Genomic DNA, 24,292 nt, shown 5'->3' with positions numbered 1-24,292 from the left:
TCGGGCGCGCCGGTCGACGGCGCGCCGAGACGGACCGGACAGGGGCGGGGACCAGCTGGTGAGTGACGAGACGGGCGCCCGGCAGCGGCAGGCCGCTGTCGACTTCGCCGCGGTCTTCGCCGCGCAGCCGACCGCCTACCTGGTCATGTCACCCGACCTGGTCATCGTCGAGGCGAACGCCGCCTACCTGGAGCTGCTCGGCCGGACCCGGGGGGAGCTGGTGGGCCGCTACGTCTTCGACGCCTTCCCGCCCGCACCGGAGGCCCTGGACGCCGACGGCGTCAACCCGCTCCAGGCGTCGTTCGAACGGGCCCGGGACACCGGGGTGCCCGACCAGATGCCCCTGTTCCACTACGAGGTGCACGACCACGCGCTGGGCCGGGCGGTCCCGCGCGCCTGGTCGCTGATCAGCGCGCCGGTCCTCGACGCCGAGGGGCGCACGCAGCTGGTGCTGCAGCGTGTCGAGGACGTGACGGAGTTCCTGGCCGAGCGGGAGCGCCTCGCGGCGCGCCGGGACGACGGCAGCTGGGCGCGGCTGGACGTGCTCGAGGCCGACCTCTTCGCCCGCACGCAGGAGCTGCGGGCCGTGCTGGCCTCCCAGGAGGCGACCGCCCGCCGGCTCGCCGCGATGGCGCAGGTGGTGCTCCAGTCGACCGAGGCCGAGACCGTCGAGGACGTCACCGACGTCCTGGCCGGCGCGGGCCTCGCCGCGATCGGCGCGGACGGCGGCGCGATCTGCCTCCGCGACGACGAGCGCGGGGTCGTCGACCTGACGCTGACCCCGTCTCTGGGCGAAGGAGCCCAGCGGCGGTACGGCACCCTCGGCCTCGGCAGCCGGTTGCCCGGGGCCTGGTCGGCGCGCACCGGGGAGACGGTGGTCCTGGACGGCCAGGCCGCGGCGGAGGCCTGGGACCCCGGGATGCGGGAGGCGATCGAGCAGTCGGGGCAGCGCTCGTGGATCGCCGTGCCGCTGACCATCGGAGGGCGGCTGCTCGGGTCCCTGCTGGCCGGGTGGGAGGACGAGCGCGCGGTCCCCGACTCCGAGGTCGAGCTGGTGCAGGCCTTCGCCGCCCAGTGCGCCCAGGCACTGGACCGGGTGCAGGTCCTGACCCGCGAGCGGCGGTCGGCCGAGCGCAGCCGGCGGCTGGCGGAGGACCTGCAGCGCAGCATGCTGACCGAGCCCGTGCAGCCCGACCACGGCCAGATCGCCGTCCGCTACCTGCCGGCCACCGGCTCGGCGCAGGTGGGCGGCGACTGGTACGACGCCTTCCGGCACGCCGACGGGTCCGTCGACCTGGTCATCGGCGACGTGGTCGGCCACGACATCGGTGCGGCCGCGACGATGGGGCAGCTGCGCAGCCTGCTGCGCGGCATCGCCGTCTCCGGTGCGGCGGGCCCCGCGCAGGTGCTCGACACGATGGACACCGCGATCGCCCAGCTCGGGCTGGCCACCTACGCCACCGTGGGCATGGGCCGGCTGGAGCGGGACCCGTCCGGCGCCACCCGGCTGCGCTGGGCCAGCGCCGGCCACCCACCCCCGGTGGTGCTCGACACCGACGGCCGTCACGTCCCCGTCCCCGAGGCGCCCGGCCGGCTGATGCTCGGCGTCGAGCCGGCCGTCACCCGCGGGGAGAGCGTGCTCGACCTCGACGACGGCGCGACCGTGCTGCTCTACACCGACGGGCTGGTCGAGCGGCCCGGCAGCGACCTGGACGCCGGGGTCGCCGCCCTGCGCGAGGTCGTCACCGAGGCCGCCGACCTGCCGCTGGAGGAGCTCTGCGACCGGGTGGTGGACCGGCTCGTCGACGGCCGGCCCGCCGACGACGTCGCGCTCGTCGCCGTCCGGCTGGACCGGGCGTCGGCGGGCAACTCCGGCCGCACGCCCGCGCAGTACGCCGCGGCGCACGCCGGCTGGCACAGCGACAGCCCGGTCCCGGCGGTGTCGGGCGCCCGGCTGACCCTGGAGCTGGCGTCCCTGCGCGGGCTCAGCGGGGTGCGCCGGCAGATGCGGCAGTTCCTGCTGTCGTCCGTGGACGCCGGACCGGGCGTCGAGGACGCCGTCGAGCGGGCGGTCCTGGTGATCGACGAGCTGGCGTCCAACGCGCTGCGCCACGGGGCACCGCCGGCGAGCCTGCACATCGCCGACGAGGACACCCGGTGGATCGTGCTGGTCACCGACAGCGCGCCCGGGCGCCGGCCCACCCCCGCACGGGGCCGGCGGGAGGGGCAGGGGGGCTACGGGCTGTACGTGGTCGAGGACCTGACCGCCGACCACGGCGTCCACTACGCGGCCGAGCGCAAGGTGGTCTGGGCCGTCCTGGACAAGCAGCTGCCGCCGTCCTGAGCACGGGCGGACGGCCGGAGAGGGTGACCCGGGTCGCGCGGGGAGGGTCCCCGGCGCGAAGATCACACCCATGAGCTCCGACCGCGCCGGCCAGCCCGCCCAGCCCTCCGACCTGGTCGACGTCCCGCACCTGGTGACGTCGTACTACGCGGTGCAGCCGGACCCGGCCGACGTCGCCCAGCAGGTCGTGTTCGGCACGTCCGGGCACCGCGGGTCCTCGCTGGACGGCGCGTTCAACGAGGCGCACATCCTGGCGACCACCCAGGCCATCTGCGAGTACCGCAGCCAGCAGGGGTACGACGGCCCGCTGTTCATCGGCCGCGACACCCACGGCCTGAGCGAGCCGGCCTGGGTCAGCGCGCTGGAGGTGCTGGCCGCCAACGACGTCACGGTCCTGGTCGACGCCGCCGACCGGTACACGCCCACCCCGGCGGTCAGCCACGCGATCCTCACCGCCAACCGCGGGAAGACCACCGGGCTGGCCGACGGCATCGTCGTCACCCCCTCGCACAACCCGCCCCGCGACGGCGGCTTCAAGTACAACCCGCCCTCGGGCGGCCCGGCCGACACCGACGCCACCGGCTGGATCGCCCGCCGGGCCAACGAGCTGCTGGCCGCCGGGCTCGAGGGCGTCCGGCGGGTGCCCTTCGCCCGGGCCCGCGCCGCCGCGCAGCCCTACGACTTCCTCGGCACCTACGTCGACGACCTGCCGAACGTGCTCGACATCGACGCGATCCGCAGCGCCGGCGTGCGCATCGGCGCCGACCCGCTGGGCGGCGCGAGCGTCGACTACTGGGGTGCCATCGCCGAGCGGCACGGCCTGGACCTCACGGTGGTCAACCCGCTGGTCGACCCGACGTGGCGCTTCATGACCCTCGACTGGGACGGCAAGATCCGGATGGACTGCTCCTCGCCGTCCGCGATGGCCTCGCTGATCGACAAGCGCGCCGACCACCAGATCGCCACGGGCAACGACGCCGACGCCGACCGGCACGGCATCGTCACCCCCGACGGCGGGCTGATGAACCCCAACCACTTCCTCGCCGTGGCGATCTCCTACCTGTTCGCCCACCGTCCCGAGTGGGGCGCCGGCACGGCCGTGGGCAAGACGCTCGTGTCGAGCTCGCTGATCGACCGGGTCGTCGCCGACATGGGCCGCACGCTGGTCGAGGTGCCGGTCGGCTTCAAGTGGTTCGTGCCCGGCCTGCTCGACGGGTCGGTCGGTTTCGGCGGCGAGGAGTCCGCCGGCGCGTCCTTCCTCCGCCGGGACGGCGGCGTGTGGACCACCGACAAGGACGGCATCCTGCTCGCGCTGCTGGCCTCGGAGATCCAGGCGGTCACCGGCAGCTCGCCCTCGCAGCTGCACTCGTCACTGACGGAACGGTTCGGCGAGTCCGCCTACGCGCGGATCGACGCGGCGGCCACCCGCGAGCAGAAGGCGGCGCTGGGCAAGCTCTCCCCCGACGCCGTCACCGCCACCGAGCTGGCCGGCGAGCCGATCACCGCCAAGCTCACCCGGGCACCGGGCAACGACGCCGCGATCGGCGGGCTGAAGGTCACCACCGAGAACGCCTGGTTCGCCGCCCGCCCGTCGGGCACCGAGGACGTCTACAAGGTCTATGCCGAGTCGTTCAAGGGCCCCGAGCACCTGGCCCAGGTCCAGGCCGAGGCCAAGGACGTCGTCACCGCCGCCCTCTCCGCCTGACCCCGCCGTGGGGCCAAAGTCGCGACTTTGGCCCCACGGAGGTGCAGGCTCGGGAGCCGGGTCGCTCGCGGCTCCCGTCTGACGGGGGCCGAAGTCGCGACTTCGGCCCTCGGGGGTTGCGGCCCTGGTCGACGTCAGGCGTCGAGGGCGTCGCGGACCCGGCGGACGACGGAGTCCAGGTCCCGCAGGTCGGGCGCGCTGAGCCGGATGACCCGCCAGCCCGCCGCGACCAGGACGGCGTAGCGCCGGTCGTCCTCGATGATCTTCTCGGCCTCGAAGTGGTGGGCACCCTCGTACTCGACGACGAGCTTCGCCTCCGGCCACGCGAGGTCGACCTTCGCGAGGAACTCCCCGCCGTCCAGCACGTGGAACTGGGGCACCGGCCGCAGACCGGCCAGTACCAGGGCCACCCGCACGCGCGACTCGGGCGCGGACTCCGCCCGCGGGTCGACCAGGCCGAACGCACGCCGCACCCTCGTGACCCCCCACTCCCCTGCAGCGCCCTCGAGTCGTGACATCAGGGCTGCGGTGGTGACGGGCCCGCGCCGGACCATGGCGTCGAGGGCGGCAACAGCTGTGCCGAGCGGTTCCAGCGCGGCGACGTCCCACGCCGTGCGGAGCGGTGAGGTGACGGGCACGCCCTCGACGACGTCGACGTCCGCTGGCGCCAGCACGGTCCGGTGGACCCGGACGCCGCGTGGGCCGGCCCACCGGACCTCGGCGGGCCGCAGCACGGTGACCGGGTCGTGCAGGCCGGCGAACGGGGCGCCGTGCCAGGCGGCCGCCGAGTGGCCGCCGATGGCGGTGCCGGCCGGGAGCAGCAGTGCGACCCCCGTGGCACGGAGCCGGTGGTCGAGTCCGATTCCGGGGTCGGCGTACACGCCCTGCACCAGACGGCGGTAGCCCAGGGACCGGAGCTGTTTGCGGGTGATCGCGCCCTCGGCGATCGCGTGGCTGGCGATGAACACGCCGTGCAGGGGTCGTCGGGACACCGGTGCACAGTGGCCGACCGGCACCTGTCCCCGCTGCCGCCGTCCACAGGGGGGCCAAAGTCGCGACTTCGGCCCCCCTGTGGTGGGGATGAGGCGCCGTCCCGGGTGCCTCGTCCCGGCGGTCTTCGCCCGGGGCCGAAGTCGCGACTTCGGCCCCGGGGGTGGGGTCAGCTGACGTCGTCGTCGACCCAGTCCAGGGACTTGGTGACGGCCTTCTGCCAGTTGCGGTACAGCCGCTCGCGCTCCTCGGCGGGCATTGCGGGCTCCCACCGCTTGTCCTCGGCCCACTTCGCGGTCAGCTCGTCGAGGTCGGACCAGAAGCCGACGGCCAGGCCGGCGGCGTAGGCCGCGCCCAGCGCGGTCGTCTCGGCGATCTCCGGGCGGATCACCGGGACGTCGAGGATGTCGGCCTGGAACTGCATGAGCAGCTCGTTGCCGACCATCCCGCCGTCGACGCGCAGCTCGGTCAGGTCGACCCCGGAGTCGGCGTTCATCGCGTCGAGCACCTCGCGGGTCTGGTAGGCCGTGGCCTCCAGGACGGCGCGGGCCAGGTGGCCGCGGTTGACGAAGCGGGTCAGCCCGACCACCGCGCCCCGGGCGTCGGCCCGCCAGTGCGGGGCGAACAGGCCCGAGAACGCCGGCACGAAGTAGGAGCCGCCGTTGTCCTCGACCTCGCGGGCCAGGGTCTCGATCTCCGGCGCGCTGGAGATCATCTTCAGGTTGTCGCGCACCCACTGCACCAGCGAGCCGGTGACCGCGATCGAGCCCTCCAGCGCGTACACCGGCTTGGCGTCGCCGAGCTGGTAGCACAGCGTGGTGAGCAGCCCGTTCTTCGACGGGACGGCCTCCTCGCCGGTGTTGAGCAGCATGAAGTTGCCGGTGCCGTAGGTGTTCTTGGCCATGCCCTTGGTGAAGCAGACCTGGCCGAAGGTGGCCGCCTGCTGGTCACCCAGGGAGCCGGCGATGGGCACCCCGGCGAGGAAGCCGGACTTCCGGCCGACGCCGTACTCCTCGGAGTTGGACCGGATCTCCGGCAGCATCGAGACCGGGATCTTCATCTCCGCGGCGATCTCGGTGTCCCACGCCAGCGTGCGGTAGTCCATCAGCATCGTGCGGGAGGCGTTGGAGACGTCAGTGAGGTGCTTGCCGCCGTCGACCCCGCCGGTCATGTTCCAGATCAGCCAGGAGTCGATGGTGCCCATGAGCAGGTCACCGGCCTCGGCCTTGGCCCGCGCGCCGTCGACGTTGTCGAGGATCCAGCGCACCTTGGGGCCAGCGAAGTAGGTGGCCAGCGGCAGGCCGACCTTGGCCTTGTAGCGGTCGGCCCCGCCGCCCAGCGCGCCGAGCTCCTCGCAGATCTTCCCGGTGCGGGTGTCCTGCCAGACGATCGCGTTGTAGACCGGCTTGCCCGTGGTGCGGTCCCAGACGACCGTCGTCTCGCGCTGGTTGGTGATGCCGACGGCGACGATGTCGCTGTTGCTGGCGTTGCCCCGGGCGAGGGCCTGGCCGACCACCTCGCGGGTGTTGACCCAGATCTCCTCGGGGTCGTGCTCCACCCAGCCGGCCCGCGGGAAGATCTGCTCGTGCTCCTTCTGCCCGACCGCGACGACCTTCCCGTCGTGGTCGAAGAGCATGCAGCGGGTGCTCGTGGTGCCCTGGTCGATGGCTGCGACGTACTGCGGCATGTCGATTCCCTCTCGTGTCGTGTGCGGTCAGATGGAGACGTGGGAGAAGGCGCCGGCGAGCACGGCTCCGATGATCGGGCCGACGATCGGCACCCAGGCGTAGCCCCAGTTGCTGCCGCCCTTGCCCTTGATGGGCAGCAGGGCGTGGGCGATGCGGGGGCCGAGGTCGCGAGCGGGGTTGATCGCGTAGCCCGTCGGCCCACCGAGGCTGGCGCCGATGGCCACGACCAGCAGGGCGACGGCGAGCGGACCGAGCTCGCCGGGGGTGTCGCCGAAGCGCAGGATGACGTAGATCAGCACGAACGTCGCGATGATCTCGGTGACCAGGTTGTCGACCGTGCTCTTGATCGCCGGGCCGGTGGAGAAGGTGCCCAGCTGCGTGCCGGCCACCTCGGGCTGGTCGTAGTGCCGCCGGTAGGCGGCCCAGGCGAGGACGGCGCCCACGAAGGCGCCCACGAGCTCACCGGCGAAGTACGTCAGCGTGCTGGCCAGGGTGATGTCGACGCCGGGGGCGTACTCGTCAGCGCCGCTGACCCACAGGCCGATCGTGACAGCGGGGTTCAGGTGCGCGCCCGAGGTGGCCGCGCCGTAGACGCCGACGAAGACGGCCAGGCCCCAGCCGAAGGAGATGAGCAGCCAGTTCGGCCCGTTGCCGAACGTCTTGGCCAGCGCGACGTTGGCGACGACGCCGACGCCGAGCAGGATGAGCAGTCCGGTCCCGATGACCTCGCTGCCGAAGACGGTCCAGAGACCGACGGTGTCCACGTGTAGGCGCTCCTCACGACGGGTCCGCTGCACTGCGGACCGTGGATGTCGCGACCCGGTGGCGTGATCGCCGTCACCAGGCCGTCCAGCGGACCGTAGAAGCGCTGGTGTGACCCGGACAACACGGCCGGTACGACATGGTCGTACCGGGTCAGGGAGCGCCCCACGCGATGCTCAACCGGACCGCCCGCTCCCACGTCGGGTACTCGGCGGTGAGCGCCTGCGCCCGGCCCGGGGACGGCGTCCACTGGGCTGCCCGGTGCCAGTTGCGCCGCAGCGCCTCGACGTCCGACCAGACCCCGACGGCGAGCCCGGCTGCGTAGGCGGCGCCCAGCGAGACCGTCTCCCCCACCATCGGCCGCACCACCGGGGTGTCGAGGACGTCGGCGAGGAACTGCATGAGCAGGTTGTTGGTCGTCATCCCGCCGTCGACCCGCAGCGCCGGCAGCGACAGCCCCGAGTCCGCGGCCATCGCCCGGACGACGTCCCGGGTCTGCCACCCGGTGGCCTCCAGTGCCGCCCGCGCCAGGTGCCCCTTGGTGACGTAGGAGGTGAGCCCGGCGACCAGACCGCGCGCCTCACCGCGCCAGTGCGGGGCCAGGAGCCCGGAGAACGCCGGGACGACGTAGCAGCCGCCGTTGTCGCTGACGGTGCGCGCCAGCGTCTCGACCTCCGCGGCCGAGGAGATGAGCCCCAGCCCGTCGCGCAGCCACTGCACCAGCGCGCCGGCCACCGCCACCGACCCCTCGAGCGCGTAGTGCACCGGCTCCCCGGCCAGCTGGTAGGCGACCGTGCTGATCGAGCCCGACCGGGTGCGCACCAGTTCGGTCCCGGTGTTCTGCAGCAGGAAGCTGCCGGTGCCGTACGTGCACTTGGCCTCCCCCGGGGAGAAGCAGGTCTGGCCGAACAGCGCGGCCTGCTGGTCGCCGAGCGCGCCGGTGATCGGCAGCGCCGGGGACAGCGCCGTCGCCGTGCCCAGGACGCCGACCGAGGGGCGGATCTCGGGCAGCATCGCGGCCGGGACGTCGAAGAAGGCGAGCAGGTCGGGGTCCCAGCGGCAGCTGCGGACGTCCATCAGCAGGGTGCGGCTGGCGTTGGTCACGTCGGTGACGTGCACGCCGCCGTCCGGGCCGCCGGTGAGGTTCCAGATCAGCCAGGTCTCCATCGTGCCGAACAGCAGCCGGCCGGCCTCCGCCCGCTCCCGGGCGCGGGGCACGTGGTCGAGGATCCAGCGCAGCCGCGGCCCGGAGAAGTAGCCGGCGAGCGCCATCCCGGTGCGTTCGGCCACCAGCGCGGCGTCGGGCCGGGCAGCCAGCGCGGTGACCAGGTCGTCGGTGCGGGTGTCCTGCCAGACCAGGGCCCGGGTCACCGGCCGGCCGGTCTCCCGGTCCCACACGACGGTGGTCTCGCGCTGGTTGGCGATGCCCAGCGCCATCACCTGCCCGGTGCCCGGGACGTCGGCCAGCACCTGGGCCGCGGTGCGCTGAGTGTTCGCCCAGATCTCCATCGGGTCGTGCTCCACCCAGCCCGGCCGCGGGAAGTACTGCCGGTGCTCCCGCTGGCGCACCGCGACCATCCGCCCGCCCCGGTCGAAGACCAGCGACCGGGTCGACGTCGTCCCCTGGTCGACGGCGAGCACGTAGCGGTCAGGCACCGGGGGACCCCAGCTCGCGGGAGACCGCGTGCGCCGCGTCGGTGACCATCGCCAGCACCAGCGGGCGCGGGACACCGCGGACGTCGAACAGGGCGCTCTGCGGGCCGGTGACACCGAGTGCGGCGACCACCAGCCCGCCCGCCCCGCGCACCGGTGCGGCGATGCTGCCGACCTCGGGCTCGTGCTCGCCGCGGTCGGCCGCCCAGCCGCGGGCGCGCACCTCGGCCAGCTCGGCCAGCGCCGCGGGCAGCCGGGGCCCGGACCGGGCGCCGGTGTGCGGGTGTCGGTGCGCGCGCAGCACCTTGCCCAGCGCGCAGCCCGGCGGCAGCGCCGTCCCGACCTCGAGCAGCTGGGCGGAGTCGTCGGGCCGGAAGACGTGGTGGACGACGACGACCTCGTCGCCGGAGAGCGTGGCCAGCCGGACGGCGTGCCCGCTGCGGGCGGCCAGCGCGTCGGCCCAGTTCGACGCCCGGGCGCGCAGCTCGTTGGCGTCCAGGGCGGCGCCCAGCCGCAGCAGCGCCGCGCCGAGGCTGTAGCGGCCGGTCGCCGGGTCCTGCTCGACGAAGCCGACCAGCAGCAGGGTGCGCAGCAGGCTGTGGGCGGTGGTCTTGGGCAGACCGACCGCCTCGGCGATGTCGGTGACGCCGAGTGTGCCGCCGGACCCGGCCACCACGTGCAGGATGGCCGCCGCCCGCTCGATGGACTGCACGCTGCCGGGCACGGCGCGACCGTAGGCCATGGCAGCGCCCCGTGGAGCGCGCCCGGCTGTGCGACATCGTCGGACGGCGACCCTCGGCGTCGACGCCCGGACCGACCTACCGTGGAGTGCCAGAGGCCACAGCGACGTGCGCCGGCCCGGCACGAGGAGCAACAAGATGACCGCTGTCCCCCCGCTCGGTCCGCAGCAGCGTGCCGAGGCCTGGGCCGAGCTGGCCCGGGGCGAGTTCGAGGTCCTCGTCGTCGGCGGCGGGGTGACCGGCGCCGGCGTCGCGCTGGACGCGGCCACCCGCGGCCTGCGCACGGCCCTGGTCGAGGCGCGTGACTTCGCCAGTGGCACGTCGTCCCGCTCGTCGAAGCTCTTCCACGGCGGCCTGCGCTACCTGGAGCAGTTCGACTTCGGCCTGGTGCGCGAGGCGCTGCACGAGCGCGACCTGTCGGTGAACCGGATCGCCCCGCACCTGGTCAAGCCGGTGCCCTTCCTCTACCCGCTGACCCACCGCGGCTGGGAGCGGCCCTACGTCACCGCAGGCCTGGCGCTCTACGACGGCCTGGCCCGGTTCGGCGCGCTCTCGGAGCCCATGCCCGGGCAGAAGCACCTGACCCGGACCGGCGCCCGGCGCATGTTCCCCGCGCTCCGGCCCGACGCCCTGGTCGGCGCGGTGCGCTACTACGACGCGCAGGCCGACGACGCCCGGCACACCCTCACCGTGGCCCGCACCGCCGCCGCCTACGGGGCGACCGTGTTGAACTCCGCCGAGGTCGTCTCCTTCACCCACGCCGGCGGCCGCGTGGTCGGCGCCCGGGTGCGCGACGTCGAGACCGGGCAGGAGGTCGACGTCCGCAGCGAGGTCGTGGTCAACGCGACCGGCGTCTGGACCGACGACCTGCAGACGCTGGTCGGCGGGCGGGGGCGGTTCCACGTGCGGGCCAGCAAGGGCGTGCACATCGTCGTCCCGCGCGACCGGATCAACGGCGAGGCCGGCCTGATCCTGCGCACCGAGAAGTCCGTGCTCTTCGTGATCCCGTGGGGCAGCCACTGGATCGTCGGCACCACCGACACCGACTGGTCGCTGGACAAGGCGCACCCGGCGGCGTCGAAGGCCGACATCGACTACATCCTCGAGCACGTCAACACGGTCCTGTCGGTGCCGCTGACGCACGCCGACATCACCGGCGTCTACGCCGGCCTGCGCCCGCTGCTGTCGGGCGAGGAGGAGTCGACGAGCCAGCTCTCCCGCGAGCACGCCGTCGCCCGCCCCATGCCCGGCGTCATCGCCGTCGCCGGCGGCAAGTACACGACCTACCGGCCCATGGCCGCCGACGCCGTCGACGCGGTGGCCGAGGACGTCACCCGCCGGGTGCCGCCGAGCGTCACCGAGGACATCCCGCTGGTCGGCGCCGAGGGGTACAAGGCGATGGTCAACTCCCTCGACGCGCTCAGCGAGCGGTGGGGCCTCCCGCGGTTCGCCGCCGAGCACCTGCTCAACCGGTTCGGGTCGCTGACCCCGGAGGTGCTCGCGCTGGCCGCCGACGACCCGGCGCTGCTCCAGCCGGTGCCCGGCGCCGAGGAGTACCTGATGGTCGAGATGGTCTACGCCGCCGCGCACGAGGGCGCCCTGCACCTCGACGACCTGCTCGCCCGGCGCACCCGCATCTCCATCGAGACGCCGCACCGCGGGGTCGACTGCGCCGAGGCGGTGGCCCGCGCCGTGGCCGGCGTCCTCGGCTGGGGCGAGGAGCGGATCGGCGCCGAGGTCGACAGCTACCGAGCCCGGGTGGAGGCCGAGCGGCGCTCGCAGGAGGCCGCCGGTGACCAGGAGGCCGACGCCGCCCGCGTCGCCGCTCCCGACACCCGCGCCATCGCCGTCGGCCGCGCCCTGGCCTGACCGCGCGCAGCGGTGATCAGGTGACCTGATCCAACTCCGTCCCCCCGCGCCAACGCTGGTGCGGGGGGACAGTCGTCGGTGCAGGGGGACCAGGTGCGACCGGCTCGGGACGGCGGAACCGGGAGAGCTGCGAGGTCCCCGATGCACTGCTGTACCCAATACAGTTCTGCATCGTGACGGACGCCGACCAGGAGCGCCCCCGGCGGCGCCGCGAGGCGACCGTGGAACGGCTGCTCGACGCCGCGCTGGAGACCTTCGCCGAGCAGGGGTTCGCCGCCTCGAGTGTCGTGGACGTCTGCAGCCGCGGTGGGTTCACCCGCGGGGCGTTCTACTCCAGCTTCCGCAGCAAGGACGAGCTGTTCGCCGCCCTGATGCACCGCGAGGTCGAGCGCGACCTGGCCCGCGCGGCCGACATGCTCGACGGCCTGGGCCACGAGCCCGACCCGGTCACCGCCGCCGTCGACCGCAGCCTGGCGCTGTTCCGGGTCGGTCGGGTCTGGACGCTGGTCACCACCGAGTACGTGCTGCACGCCGCCCGCCACCCCGAGGCCGCGGACGTGCTCCGCCGCCACCGGCGGCAGATGCAGGAGAGCCTGGTCGAGGTCATCACGCCGGCGCTGGCCGAGGCCGGTCTGCACCTGCGCGTGCCCGCCGCCGAGCTGATGCGGGCGGTCTTCGCCCTGCACGCCGGCATGACCGTGCTGTCGCTCACCGACCCGGCCGAGGCCGACGGGCTGCGGCGCGACGCGCTGCTGATGCTCGTCCGCGGCGCCGTCAGCACCACGCCGACCACCCCCTCACCCGGCTGATCCAGGAGAACCGATGTCCACCCTGCTCTACCGCCTGGGCCGCGCCGCCTACCGCCGGCGCGCCCTGTTCTCCGCGGCCTGGGTGGTGGTCCTCGGCGTCGTCGTCACCCTGTTCCTGACCATCGGCGGGGAGTTCGACGACGAGTTCACCATCCCCGGCTCGGAGTCCCAGGCGGCGCTCGACCTGCTGGGGCAGGCCTCGCCCGGCGCCGCCGGTGCCGGCGCCCAGCTGGTGTTCATCGCCCCCGAGGGCACCACCGTGGCCGACCCGCAGCTCGCCGCGGCCGTCGGGCAGGTCGTGGCCGCGGCCGCGCAGGTGCCTGACGTCGCGGCGGTGCAGGACCCCTTCACCAGCCAGGCGATCAGCCCCGACGGCCGGGCGGCGCTGGCGACGGTGCAGTACGGCGTGAGCGCCGACCGGCTCTCCCCCGACGCCCTCGAGCAGCTGCAGGAGGCCGGTGGCGCGGCGACCGCGGCCGGCCTCGAGGTCGAGGTCGGCGGCAACGCGTTCAACACCGGCGCGGTCACCGTCGGCCCCACGGAGCTCGTCGGCGTCGTCGTCGCCGTCCTGGTGCTGGTGCTGACCTTCGGATCGCTGCTGGCCGCCGGGATGAACCTGCTGACCGCGCTGGTCGGGGTGGGGATCGGGCTGACCGGGCTGCTGGCGCTGTCCGGGGTGATCACGCTGTCGTCGACCGCGCCGACCCTGGCGCTGATGATCGGCCTGGCGGTGGGCATCGACTACACGCTGTTCATCCTGTCCCGGCACCGCTCGCAGCTGGCCGCCGGCATGGCACCCGAGGAGTCGGCCGCGCGGGCCACCGGCACCGCCGGGTCGGCCGTCGTCTTCGCCGGGCTGACCGTGGTCATCGCTCTGGCGGGGCTCGCGGTCGTCGGCATCCCCTTCCTCACCGTCATGGGCCTGGGGGCGGCCGGCACCGTGCTGGTCGCCGTCCTCGTCGCGCTCACCCTGCTGCCGGCGCTGCTCGGCTTCGCCGGCGCCCGGCTGGTGCCGGGGCCCGGGTCGCGGGCCGCCCGCCGCGAGCAGGCGCTGACCGAGCACACCGGCGCGCCGGCCCGCACCGGCGGGGCCCGCTGGGGCGCGTTCGTCACCCGGCGGCCGGCGCTCGTCGTCGTGGTCTGCGTGGTCGGCCTGCTGGTCATGGCGGTCCCGGCGCTGCAGCTGCGGCTGGCGCTGCCCGACGCGGGCACCGCCCCGGCCGAGAGCACCGAGCGGCAGGCCTACGACGCGGTCAGCCGGTACTTCGGCCCCGGCGTCAACGGGCCGATCCTGGTCTTCCTCAGCGACCTGGACCCCGCGACCGCCGAGCAGACCGTAAACGAGGCGGCCGTGACCATCGGCGGCACGCCCACCGGGGCGCCGGGGCAGTTCGACGGCGGCCTGGACGACGTCGTCTACGCCGCGCCCCAGCTGCTGCCCGGTGGCACGAACGCGATCCTGCAGGTGGTGCCCGAGAGCGGCCCGCAGGACGAGGCCACCACCGACCTGGTCACCGCGCTGCGCGACGCCGGCCGCGACCTCGAGGCCCGCACCGGCGCCCAGGTCGCGGTCACCGGGCAGACCGCGGTCGCCATCGACGTCTCCGACCGGCTCACCCGGGCGCTGCTGCCGTTCACGCTGGTCGTCGTCGGCCTGGCGCTGGTCCTGCTGCTGCTGGTGTTCCGCTCGGTGCTGGTGCCGGTCAAGGCCGCGCTGGGCTTCCTGCTGTCGGTGGGCGCGTCCTTCGGCGCCGTCGTGGCCGTCTTCCAGTGGGGCTGGCTGATGGACCTCTTCGGCGTCCCGGCCACCGGCCCGGTGATCAGCTTCATGCCGATCCTGCTCATGGCGGTGCTGTTCGGCCTGGCCATGGACTACGAGGTCTTCCTGGTCTCCCGGATGCGCGAGGAGTTCGTGCACGGCGGGGCGCCCCGCGCGTCGGTCGTGGCCGGCATGCGGCACGCATCGCGGGTCGTGGTCGCGGCCGCGCTGATCATGTTCGCGGTGTTCGCCAGCTTCGTGCACATCGACGACGTGACGGTGAAGGCGATCGCGTTCGGCCTGGCCGTCGGCGTGCTGGTCGACGCCTTCGTCGTCCGGATGACCCTGGTGCCGGCGGTGCTGGCGCTGATGGGCCGGTCGGCCTGGTGGCTGCCGCGCTGGCTGGACCGCGCGCTCCCCGACCTGGACGTCGAGGGCGCGAGGCTCGAGGCGGCGCGGGAGCCCGCCCCGGCCGGGCGCAGCTGACCGGCCCTCCGGTTCCACGTGGAACCGGAGGGCAGGCCATGCTCGGTCCATGAGCGCTCCTCCTCCGGACGTCGTCGACCTCGTGCGCGAGCTGGTGCGCCGGCCCACCGTCTCCGGGGACGCCGCCGCGCAGCGGGAGGTGCTCGGCGTCGTCACCGAGGTGCTCACCGCCGCCGCCCCCCACCTGCAGCGGCGGGAGGGGGCGGACCGGGACCAGCCCTGGACGCTGCTCACCTCCCCCACCGACCCGGGTCGGCCGCGGCTGCTGCTGGCCTGCCACGTCGACACCGTCCCGGCCGCGGACCCCGCCGGCTGGCAGCGGGACCCCTTCGGCGCCGACCTGGACGACGGCCGGGTCTGGGGCCGTGGGGGTTCGGACATGAAGGCCGGGCTGGTCGCCGCGGTGGCGGCGCTGGCGGCCGCCCCCGAGGGGACGCCGGTGGCGCTGCTGCTCAGCAGCGACGAGGAGATCGGCTCGCGCGGGGCGGCCGCCGCGGCCGCTGCCGTGTCCGCGCTGGAGGTGGGGGCGGTCGTGGTGCCCGAGGCCACCGGCAACCGGGTGGTCCTGGGTCACCGGGGGGCGCTGTGGCTGGCCGTCCGGGCCCAGGGGCGCGCAGCGCACGGCAGCACGCCGGAGCGGGGGCACAACGCGCTGCTGGACCTGGTCGCCGTCCTGGGCCGGGCGGGGCAGGCGCTGCCGCTGGCCGAGGAGCCGTTCCTCGGCACGGAGACGTGGAACCCCGGGGTGCTGCGCAGCGGCACGGTGCCCAACGTGGTGCCCGACCGCGCGGAGGTGCTGGTCGACCAGCGGACCGTCGGCGACGGCGCGGCCCTGCTGGCCTGGTGGCGGGCCCAGCCGGAGGTCGCCGGGGTCGACGTGCTCGTCGACCTGCCCTCGGTGCGCACGTCCGCCGAGGACCCGTGGGTCGCGGGGCTGCCCGCTCCGGTGGACCCGGCGCCGGCGACCTACTTCACCGACGCCTCGGTCCTGCGGCCGGTGGTCGGCGACGCCCCGATCGTCGTCTGGGGGCCCGGCACCCCGGCGGCGATGCACGCGGTCGACGAGCACGTCGAGGTCGGCGAGCTGCGCCAGGCCACGGCCACGTTCACCGAGGTGCTCCGCCGCTGGCCCGGCTGAGGCGCCGGCCCCGGGGGCTCACCGGCCGGTGCTCTCCCGCACGGTGAGCGAGGGGGTCAGGGCCACCCGGGACGGCGGGGCGTGTTCGTCGCCGAGCACGCGGGAGAGCAGGCGCACCGCCTCGGCGGCGATCTCGGGCTGCGGCTGGCGCACGGTGGTCAGCGGCGGGTTGGACAGCGCGGCGAAGGGGACGTCGTCGAACCCGGTGACCAGCAGGTCCTCGGGCACCCGGACGCCGGCGCCGGTGCAGGCCTGCAGGACGCCGAAGGCGATGAGGTCGTCGGCGCACACCACGGCGTCCGGTCGTGGCCCCTCGCGCAGCAGGTGCTCGGCCGCCTGCCGCCCCCAGGCGATCGAGTACTCGCCCAGGTGGACCCCGGCGACCGTGAGGCCAAGCCGCCCGGCGTGCCGGCGGAAGCCGGCGACCCGGAGCTCGGTCGAGGAGTTGGTGAGCCGGGAGCTCACGAAGGCGGCCGACCGGACGCCGCGGCCGGCCAGGTGCTCCATCACCAGGCCCAGCGCGGCGTCGTCGTCGACCCCGACCCAGTCGCTGTCGACCCCGGAGACGTACCGGTCGACCTGGACCAGCGGCAGTTCCTGCGCGGCCCGGCGGACGGCAGCGGTGCTGAGGCTGCCGTGCACGGGGCTGATGACGATCCCGTCGACCTGCCGGGCCACCAGGCTGCGCAGCCGCTGCGCCTCGAGCTCGGGGTCGGAGCGGGAGGAGCAGAGGAAGAGCTGGCGGCCGGCCTCCTGCAGGGCGTGCTCGACGTGCTCGACCAGCCCGGTGAAGAACGGGTTGGTGATGCTGGGGACGACCATCCCGACCGTGTCGGTCCGGCTGCGCCGCAGCGCGCTGGCGATGCCGTTGCCGGCGTAGCCCAGCTCGTCGGCGGCGCGGCGGACCTGCTCGGCGACGGCCGGGGACACCGGCTTGGCGCCGGACAGGGCGCGGGAGACGGTGGCGGTGGACACCTGCGCCCGCTCGGCGACGTCCCGGATGGTCACCCTCGCCACGCTGGCCGTCCTCCCCGTCCTCCGCCCCGGCGGGACGCGTCCCCATCCTGTCTGGTCCCGGGCGCCCAGGCGCGGGCGCGAGTGTTCCTCGCTCCGATGTCCGTGGGATGTCGGGTCGCTGACCAGTGGAAACACGAATGTAAACGATTGCCTCTTGACGGCGACAGGGGCTCTCCCACTAGCGTTCCCCTCGTCCTGCAATCGATTACATGAACGGGTGTGGACGTGTCAGCTCCGCTGGGTGTGTACCCGCGCAAGCCGTCGGCGATGGCCGAGCTCTTCGCCTCCGAGAAGACGCTCATCGGCGCCGTGCACCTCCCACCGCTGCCCGGGAGCCCGTCCTACCGGGGCCAGTCGGTGGCCGAGCTCAGCCGGTTCGCCGTGGAGGAGGCCGCCACCTACGTGAGCAACGGGTTCGACTCGGTGATCGTGGAGAACCACTGGGACCTGCCCTTCCTCAAGCCCGGCGAGCACGGGTACGAGGTCGCCGCCGCCATGGGCGTGATCACCGCCGCGGTGGTGGCCGAGCTCGGCTCCCGGGTCGGGGTGAGCGTGCTGTCCAACGCCGGCACCTGCTCGGTGGCCGCGGCGTGGTCCGCCGGCGCCGGCTGGGTGCGGGTCAACCAGTGGGCCAACGCCTACGTGGCCAACGAGGGCTTCATCGAGGGCCAGGCCGCCCGCACCACCCGGTACCGGCACGAGATCGGGGCCGACCCGGTCAAGGTCTTCGCCGACGTCCACGTCAAGCACGGCGCCCACGCCATCGTCGCCGACCGCACGCTGGCCGAGCAGACCGAGGACGCGGAGTTCTTCGACGCCGACGTGCTCATCGCGACCGGGTCGCGCACCGGTCACGCCACCTCGGTCGAGGAGGTCGTCGGGATCCGCGACCACACCCAGCTCCCCGTGATCATCGGCAGCGGCATCGACCCGGGCAACGTGGCCGCGCTGCTGGCCGAGTGCGACGGCGCGATCGTGGCGTCCTCGGCCAAGGAGAACGGCCGCTGGTGGGGCCGCGCCGACGCGGGGAAGGTGCGCGCCGTGGCCCGGGCCGCCGGCAAGTGATCGTCTTCTGCGGGTACGCCAACCTCGACGTGGTCGGCCGGGTGCCCCGCTTCCCGCAGCCCGACGAGCGCGTGCACGCCGCTGCCGTCGAGCACCTGCCCGGCGGCATGGCGGCCAACGCCGCCGTCGCGGCCGCCCGGGCCGGCGCCCCGGTCGCCTTCGCCGGCGTGGTCGGGGACGACCCGCTGTCCGACCGGTTCCTGGCCCAGCTCGCCGCCGAGGGGGTGGACACCGGCTGGACCGACCGTGGGGGCTTCCTGTCGACTGCGATCGTGCTGGTCGACGGCGCCGGCCGGCGTTCGGTGGTCAGCGAGGACGACGCGCTCGGGGGCGCCCACGTCCAGTCGGTCGCCGACCGGCTCGCCGGCGCCGGGGGCGGGCTCCTCTACCTCGACGGCTACCGCGCGGCGGAGCTGGGCCGCGCCGTGCGCCCGGGCGTCTCCCTCGCCGTCGACCTGGACGGCTGCGACGACCCGGCGACCGCGCGGGAGGCGGTCCGGCTGGCCGACCACGTCGTCGTCGGGCGCGGCCGCCTCACCGGGCCGCTGGACGTGCCGGCCACCGGGTGGGCGGAGCTGGCCCGCTCGTCCGGCACCGTCCTCGTCGTCACCGACGGCGCGCGGGGCTGGTCGCTGCACGGGCCCGACGGCGCCGTCTCGCAGGGCAGCGCGCTGACCGTCGACGTCGTCGACGACACCGGAGCCGGCGACTGCTTCAGCGGCACCTACCTGGCCGGCCTGGCCGGTGGGGTGACCCCCGTGGCGGCGGCCGTCCGCGCCGGCATCGCCGCCAGCCTGTCCTGCACCGTGCCCGGCGCCCGCGGGGCACCGGCGCCCGCGCTCGTCGACGCCGCGCTGAGCGGCCCCCCGGTCCCGGCCCCCTGACCTCTCGCCGCACCACCCGCACCACCGCAGCACCTGCTCCCCCGCACCGCGATCCCGCACCGACCCGGCACCGCAACCTGGAGGACCCATGAACCGCCCCCTCGCCCTCGCCGCAGGCGCCTGCCTGCTCGCCCTCGCCGCCTGCGACAGCGCCCCGGCGCCGTCCGGCGACCCCGCCGCGGCGCCCGCCTCGGGCAGCTCGGCGTCCGGCTCGCTCCCCGAGCCGTCCGCGCAGCCGGCCGGGTGCGAGACCCCGGACGGCCCGCTGCAGGTCGGGCTGGTGACGATCAACCTCCAGGCGCTCTTCTTCAACCAGATCAACACCGCCGCGCAGGCGATGGCCGACGGCCAGGGCGTCGAGCTGCAGGTCATCAGCGGCAACGACGACTCCGTGACCCAGGCCAACGCCATCGACACCCTGGTGGCCGACGGCGTGGACGCGATCATCGTCGACGCCATCGACACCGAGGGAATCAAGCCCTCCGTGCAGGCCGCCGACGCCGCCGGCATCCCGGTGGTCGCCGTGGACGCGATCGTCGACGACCCGGCCGTGGACGCCCAGGTCGGCACCGCCAACGCCGAGGGCGGGGCGGCGCTGGGCGAGGCGCTGCTCGAGGCGTCCGGTGGCGAGGGCGAGGTCGGCATCGTGGGCGCCCTGAACTCGACCATCCAGCTGGAGCGCCAGCAGGGCTTCGAGGAGGCCGTGACCGGCGGTGGCATGACCATCGGCACGGTCGTCGACGGCAAGAACGTGCAGGAGACCGCCCAGTCGGCCGCGGAGAACCTGCTGACCGGCAACCCCGGCCTCGAGTACGTCTACGCGACCGGTGAGCCGGCGCTGATCGGCCTGGCGGCCGCCGTCCGCGGCCAGGGCGCCCAGGACCGGGTCGACGTCGTCGGCTGGGACCTCTCGGACCCGGCCGTCCAGGGGCTGCGGGACGGCTGGATCACCGGCGTCGTGCAGCAGCAGACCTTCGAGTTCGGCTACCGGGCGATGGCCGCGGCGATCGACCTCGCCTGCGGCAACCCGGTCGAGCGGGACCAGCCGGTGCCCACGGAGATCGTGACCCCGGACAACGTGGACGACTTCACCTTCTACCTGGAGGGCTGAGCGGTGGCGCTGCCTGACACCCGCGGGGACCTCCTCGTCGAACTGGCCGGCATCACCAAGTCCTACGGGCCGGTGAAGTCGCTGCAGGGCGTCGACCTGACCCTCCGCCGCGGCGAGGTCCTCGGCCTGGTCGGCGACAACGGCGCCGGCAAGTCGACCCTGATGAAGGTGCTGGCCGGGGCGGTCCAGCACGACGAGGGCGAGATCCGGGTGCACGGCAGCCCGGTGCGCTTCGCCAACCCGTCGGACGCCCAGGCGGAGAAGATCGGCATCGTCTACCAGGACCTGGCGCTGTGCGACACCCTCGACGTGGCCAGCAACCTGTTCCTCGGCCGCGAGCCGCGCCGCGGGCCGTTCATCGACCGCGGCCGGATGCACCGGGACGCGGCCCGCATCCTGGCCGACCTGCACGTCAAGGTGAAGAGCACCCACCAGGAGATCGGCACGCTCTCCGGCGGCCAGCGGCAGACCGTGGCCATCGCCCGGGCCGTCTCCTTCGCCCCGGACGTGCTGATCCTCGACGAGCCGACGGCGGCCCTGGCCGTCGCCGAGGTGGAGTCGGTGCTCCGGCTCATCGGCGAGGTCGCGGCGCAGGGGGTCGGGGTCATCCTGATCACCCACCGCCTGCAGGACCTCTTCCGGGTCTGCGACCGGATCACCGTCATGTACGAGGGGCGCAGCGTCGACGACGCGGCCATCGCCGACCTGGACATCGAGACCCTGGTCGGCCTCATCACGCGGACGCCCGCGACGCGACGCACCGAGGGGACGCCGGCATGACCACCACCGAGACCACCGTCGCGCCCGAGCCCACCGTGGCCCGGCTGGCCCAGCAGCGGTCGTTCTGGCAGCGCACCAACAAGGCCACGCTGGTGATGGCCGGGGTCACGCTGCTCGTGTTCGTCTTCTTCGCCGTCGCGGACGAGAACTTCCTGACCTTCGCGAACCTGTCCAACCTGGCCACCCAGGTGGGGCCGGTGCTCATCGTCGCCGTCGCGATGACCTTCGTCATCACCGCCGGCCAGATCGACCTGTCGGTCGGCTCGATCGTGGCGTTCACGGCGGCGATCTCCGCCCAGCTCCTGGTGGCCGGCTGGGACTCCTCGTTGGTCATCGTGGCCGCGCTGCTCATGGGCCTGGGCTGGGGGCTGGTCAACGGCTGGTTCACCGCCTACCAGGGCATCCCGGCGTTCATCGTCACGCTGGCCACGCTGTCGGTGGTCCGCGGCATCGCGCTGTTCCAGACCGAGGGCTTCTCGGTGCCGATCGAGTCCTACACGCTGGTGGCGAAGCTCGGCACGGCCCGCTGGCTGGGCTTCTCGGCGACGGCCTGGATCGCCCTGGTCGTGGTGGTCCTGGGCTTCGTGCTGCTGCACGCCACCCGGTTCGGCCAGTACGTGATCGGCATCGGGTCGGCGCAGGAGTCGGTCCGCCGGGCCGGCGTGAACGTCAAGCTGGTCACGATGAGCGCGCTCGGGTTCTCCGGGCTGGCCGCGGGGCTGGCCGGGCTGCTCATCGCCGCCCGGCTGGGCTCGGGTTCGGCCAACAGCGCCCAGGGCTTCGAGCTCACCGTGATCGCCGCGGTCGTGCTCGGGGGCACCAGCCTGCTCGGCGGCCGCGGCACCATCGTCGGCACGCTGATCGGGGCGCTGCTCACCCAGGTCATCGCCAACGGGCTCACCCTGCTGTCGGTCAGCCCGTACCTGACCCCGATCATCACCGGCGCGGTGCTGGTCCTGGTGGTCTGGATCAACCTGCGCGGCAAGGACCTCGGCTGGTTCCTCCGTCGGCTCACCGCCCGCCGGTGACCGGCGTCCGCACCGTCACCGGCGACGTCGACCCGGCCGAGCTGGGGCTGGTGCTCCCGCACGAGCACCTGGTCAACGACAACGCGGTGGCCTTCCGCCCGGCGGCGGACCCGGAGCTGCGCGCCCTGCTGGACGCGCCCGTGTCGGCGGACCTGGCCTGGCTCTTGGCCGACCACCCCTACGAGAGCGCGGACAACTGCCGGCTGGACGACGCCGAGGCGATGGCGGCGGACCTGCGCACGTTCGCCTCGGTCGGCGGGCGGACCGTCGTCGACCTGACCCCGCCGGGCATCGGCCGGGACCCCGAGCGGCTCCGGGAGCTGTCCCGGGCCACCGGCGTCCAGGTGGTGATGGGGTCCGGCTGGTACCTCCAGGCCACCCACCCACCGCACGTCGCGACGTCCACGGCCGACCAGCTCGCGGCCGAGCTGGTCGCCGAGTTCGACCCCGCGCACGAGCTGCGGCCCGGCGTCATCGGCGAGATCGGGGTCTCCCCCGCGTTCACCGACGACGAGCGCCGGGCGCTGCGCGCCGCCTGCCGGGCCCAGCGTGAGGTCGGGGTGCCGCTGTTCGTCCACCTGCCCGGCTGGCAGCGCCGGGCGCACGAGGTGGTCGACCTGGTGGTGGACGAGGAGGGCGTCGACCCCGGCGCCGTCGTGCTCTGCCACATGGACCCCTCCGGCGCCGACCGGGACTACCAGCGGTCGGTCGCCGCGCGCGGCGTCGTCTGCGAGTTCGACATGGTCGGGATGCCGTTCGACTACCCGGGGGAGGGTCAGTCGCCCTCGCCGGCCGAGACGGCCGCCGCCGTCGCCGCCCTGGTCGCGGCCGGTCACGGTGACCGGCTGCTGCTCTCCCACGACCTCTTCCTCAAGGCGATGCTCAGCCGCTTCGGCGGCAACGGGCTCGCCTACGTCCCCGTCGTCTTCGCCGACCGGCTGCGCCGCAGCGGGATCGACGCCGACACGGTGGCCGACCTGATGACCGCCAACCCGCGCGCGCTGTTCGAGCGCGCCTCGAGAGGACTCTGACGTGGCCCGCATCCTGATCGCCGGCGAGAGCTGGATGACCACCTCCACCCACGTGAAGGGCGTGGACGAGTTCTCCGTGCACTCCTACGTCGAGGGCGTGGGGCCGCTGCGCGACGTGCTCACCGCCCGCGGGCACGACGTCGTCCACCTGCCGGCGCACCTGGTGCCCACGCAGTTCCCCGGCGACGCCGCCGCGCTGTCGGGCTACGACCTCGTCGTGCTCTCCGACATCGGCGCCAACTCGATCCAGCTGTCCCCCCAGGTCTTCGAGCGGTTCCAGCCCGGCGAGGACCGGCTGGCCGCGCTGCGGACCTGGGTCGGGGACGGCGGCGCGCTGCTGATGATCGGCGGGTACCTGTCCTTCAGCGGCTTCCAGGCCCGGGCGGCCTTCCGGCAGACGGTGCTGGCCGACGTGCTGCCGGTCGAGATGCTGGCCGAGGACGACCGGGTCGAGGCCCCCGCGGGTCTGGTGCCCAGCGTCGTCGACCCCGGTCACGCGGCCCTCGGCGGTGCCGGGGACGCGTGGCCCGCACTGCTGGGCTACAACCGGGTGGTCGCCAAGGACGACGCCGAGGTGCCGGTCCGGGTGGGCGAGGACCCGCTGGTCGCGCTGGGCACCTTCGGCAGCGGGCGGGCCGGGGCGTTCACCTCCGACTGCTCCCCGCACTGGGCGCCGCCGGCCTTCTGCGAGGAGTGGCCGGGCTACGCCGACCTGTTCGACGGGCTGGTGCGCTGGTTGGCGCGCGCGTGAGCTCCCGGTCCGCGGCCCTGGTCGACCGCAACGCCGCGCTGCTGGACCGCGCTTGCGGCATCCGGTTCGTCCGGGAGGCCACCGACGGCACGCTGGGCGCCGGCGACCTCGCCCGGTACCTGCTGGTGGAGGAGGCGTTCGTGCTGACCGCCGCCCGGGTGCTCGGCCGGGTGGTGTGGGAGTCCACCACCTGGTCGGACCTGCTGCCCTCCGCCCGGTCGCTGACCAACCTCGTCACCGAGCAGCGCGACTACTTCGCCGCGGTCCGCGACCGGCACCCGGCGACGGGTGGGCCGGCGGCCCTGGCGCGGGCGCAGGTGCTGTCGGACGTCGTCCTGCGGCAGGTCGCCGAGGCCGGGCGTCCGGCCGCCCTGACCGGGATGCTCGCCGCGGAGACGATGTACGCCCGCTGGTGCACCGCCGCCGCGGCGCAGCCGGCCCCGCGCGACCCGGACCTGCAGGACTGGGTCGCGCTGCACGCCGCACCGGCCTTCCTGGCCCAGGTGGACGCGCTGCGGGACGACGTCGACGCCCTGGACCCCGGCACGGTGGACGACGCGGCGCTGGACCGCTGGTTCGGCGCCGTCCTGGAGGCGGAGATCGCCTTCCACGACGCGGTGCACGCCTGATCGTCCCGGTTCCACGTGGAACCGGGACGACCGGCAGCGCGGGGGTCCGGACG

The 24,292-nt window shown here is 74.5% G+C and carries 20 protein-coding genes; 14 read left to right on the top strand and 6 right to left on the bottom strand.

Annotated elements, in window-relative coordinates; genetic code table 11:
* The first annotated feature begins 58 nt into the window (after positions 1–58).
* Positions 59–2,344, top strand: a complete 2,286-nt coding sequence (locus ACGBYP_RS19635) for a SpoIIE family protein phosphatase (RefSeq protein WP_411586878.1) — start codon at positions 59–61, stop codon at positions 2,342–2,344.
* 70 nt (positions 2,345–2,414) lie between these two features.
* On the top strand, positions 2,415–4,049 hold the full coding sequence (gene pgm, locus ACGBYP_RS19630; protein ID WP_411586877.1) for a phosphoglucomutase (alpha-D-glucose-1,6-bisphosphate-dependent): 1,635 nt from the start codon (positions 2,415–2,417) through the stop codon (positions 4,047–4,049).
* A gap of 134 nt (positions 4,050–4,183) precedes the next feature.
* Here the strand turns inward: pgm and ACGBYP_RS19625 are convergent, their stop codons facing one another.
* The 5 genes from ACGBYP_RS19625 to ACGBYP_RS19605 all read right to left on the bottom strand — a co-directional run bounded on the left by ACGBYP_RS19625 (position 4,184) and on the right by ACGBYP_RS19605 (position 9,866).
* Entirely contained in the window at positions 4,184–5,041 is an 858-nt protein-coding gene (locus ACGBYP_RS19625) for a DUF559 domain-containing protein (protein ID WP_411586876.1), read from the bottom strand.
* A 167-nt stretch (positions 5,042–5,208) separates the two neighbouring features.
* Positions 5,209–6,726: a glycerol kinase GlpK gene (glpK, locus tag ACGBYP_RS19620; protein ID WP_411586874.1), complete on the bottom strand. Its 1,518-nt coding sequence runs from the start codon at positions 6,724–6,726 to the stop codon at positions 5,209–5,211.
* A gap of 27 nt (positions 6,727–6,753) precedes the next feature.
* Complete coding sequence (locus ACGBYP_RS19615) at positions 6,754–7,491, bottom strand: MIP/aquaporin family protein (RefSeq protein WP_411586873.1); 738 nt, start codon at positions 7,489–7,491, stop codon at positions 6,754–6,756.
* Between the two features lie 151 nt (positions 7,492–7,642).
* Complete coding sequence (glpK, locus tag ACGBYP_RS19610) at positions 7,643–9,145, bottom strand: glycerol kinase GlpK (protein WP_411586871.1); 1,503 nt, start codon at positions 9,143–9,145, stop codon at positions 7,643–7,645.
* Entirely contained in the window at positions 9,138–9,866 is a 729-nt protein-coding gene (locus ACGBYP_RS19605) for an IclR family transcriptional regulator (RefSeq protein ID WP_411586868.1), read from the bottom strand. The genes glpK (ACGBYP_RS19610) and ACGBYP_RS19605 overlap by 8 nt, the downstream gene beginning before the upstream one ends.
* A gap of 154 nt (positions 9,867–10,020) precedes the next feature.
* Here ACGBYP_RS19605 and ACGBYP_RS19600 point away from each other — a divergent pair, with 154 nt between their 5' ends.
* The 4 genes from ACGBYP_RS19600 (at position 10,021) to ACGBYP_RS19585 (ending at position 15,943) form a co-directional block, all read left to right on the top strand.
* Complete coding sequence (locus ACGBYP_RS19600) at positions 10,021–11,751, top strand: glycerol-3-phosphate dehydrogenase/oxidase (protein WP_411586866.1); 1,731 nt, start codon at positions 10,021–10,023, stop codon at positions 11,749–11,751.
* 173 nt (positions 11,752–11,924) lie between these two features.
* Complete coding sequence (locus ACGBYP_RS19595) at positions 11,925–12,560, top strand: TetR/AcrR family transcriptional regulator (protein WP_411586863.1); 636 nt, start codon at positions 11,925–11,927, stop codon at positions 12,558–12,560.
* A 13-nt stretch (positions 12,561–12,573) separates the two neighbouring features.
* Complete coding sequence (locus ACGBYP_RS19590; protein WP_411586861.1) at positions 12,574–14,805, top strand: MMPL family transporter; 2,232 nt, start codon at positions 12,574–12,576, stop codon at positions 14,803–14,805.
* Positions 14,806–14,854: 49 nt separating this feature from the next.
* Positions 14,855–15,943, top strand: a complete 1,089-nt coding sequence (locus ACGBYP_RS19585) for a M20 family metallopeptidase (protein WP_411586859.1) — start codon at positions 14,855–14,857, stop codon at positions 15,941–15,943.
* 18 nt (positions 15,944–15,961) lie between these two features.
* On the opposite strand, the gene ACGBYP_RS19580 is transcribed toward ACGBYP_RS19585, so the two are convergent.
* A complete protein-coding gene (locus tag ACGBYP_RS19580) occupies positions 15,962–16,951 on the bottom strand; it encodes a LacI family DNA-binding transcriptional regulator (protein ID WP_411586857.1) in 990 nt (329 codons plus the stop codon).
* Positions 16,952–17,185: 234 nt separating this feature from the next.
* On the opposite strand from ACGBYP_RS19580, the gene ACGBYP_RS19575 reads away from it, so the two are divergent.
* The 8 genes from ACGBYP_RS19575 to ACGBYP_RS19540 all read left to right on the top strand — a co-directional run bounded on the left by ACGBYP_RS19575 (position 17,186) and on the right by ACGBYP_RS19540 (position 24,239).
* Positions 17,186–18,025 (top strand): BtpA/SgcQ family protein, encoded by an 840-nt coding sequence (locus ACGBYP_RS19575; RefSeq protein WP_411586855.1) that lies wholly within the window; start codon positions 17,186–17,188, stop codon positions 18,023–18,025.
* Positions 18,022–18,909: a carbohydrate kinase family protein gene (locus tag ACGBYP_RS19570; protein WP_411586854.1), complete on the top strand. Its 888-nt coding sequence runs from the start codon at positions 18,022–18,024 to the stop codon at positions 18,907–18,909. The genes ACGBYP_RS19575 and ACGBYP_RS19570 overlap by 4 nt, the downstream gene beginning before the upstream one ends.
* 88 nt (positions 18,910–18,997) lie before the next feature.
* A complete protein-coding gene (locus ACGBYP_RS19565) occupies positions 18,998–20,020 on the top strand; it encodes a substrate-binding domain-containing protein (RefSeq protein WP_411586853.1) in 1,023 nt (340 codons plus the stop codon).
* A gap of 3 nt (positions 20,021–20,023) precedes the next feature.
* Complete coding sequence (locus ACGBYP_RS19560) at positions 20,024–20,800, top strand: ATP-binding cassette domain-containing protein (protein WP_411586852.1); 777 nt, start codon at positions 20,024–20,026, stop codon at positions 20,798–20,800.
* The gene (locus tag ACGBYP_RS19555) at positions 20,797–21,828 is read left to right on the top strand and encodes an ABC transporter permease (RefSeq protein ID WP_411586850.1); all 1,032 of its coding nucleotides are present in this window, start codon (positions 20,797–20,799) and stop codon (positions 21,826–21,828) included. Before ACGBYP_RS19560 ends, ACGBYP_RS19555 begins: the two co-directional genes overlap by 4 nt.
* Complete coding sequence (locus ACGBYP_RS19550) at positions 21,825–22,859, top strand: phosphotriesterase (protein WP_411586848.1); 1,035 nt, start codon at positions 21,825–21,827, stop codon at positions 22,857–22,859. The genes ACGBYP_RS19555 and ACGBYP_RS19550 overlap by 4 nt, the downstream gene beginning before the upstream one ends.
* A 1-nt stretch (position 22,860) precedes the next feature.
* A complete protein-coding gene (locus ACGBYP_RS19545) occupies positions 22,861–23,610 on the top strand; it encodes a glutamine amidotransferase (protein ID WP_411586846.1) in 750 nt (249 codons plus the stop codon).
* A complete protein-coding gene (locus ACGBYP_RS19540) occupies positions 23,607–24,239 on the top strand; it encodes a TenA family protein (RefSeq protein WP_411586845.1) in 633 nt (210 codons plus the stop codon). Before ACGBYP_RS19545 ends, ACGBYP_RS19540 begins: the two co-directional genes overlap by 4 nt.
* The last annotated feature ends 53 nt before the right edge of the window (positions 24,240–24,292 follow it).

It is taken from the genome of Modestobacter sp. SSW1-42, from assembly GCF_046635825.1.
Classification (GTDB): domain Bacteria; phylum Actinomycetota; class Actinomycetes; order Mycobacteriales; family Geodermatophilaceae; genus Modestobacter.
The sequence above is the reverse complement of the archived record's forward strand: the minus strand, read 5'-3'. Positions and strand labels throughout refer to the sequence as shown.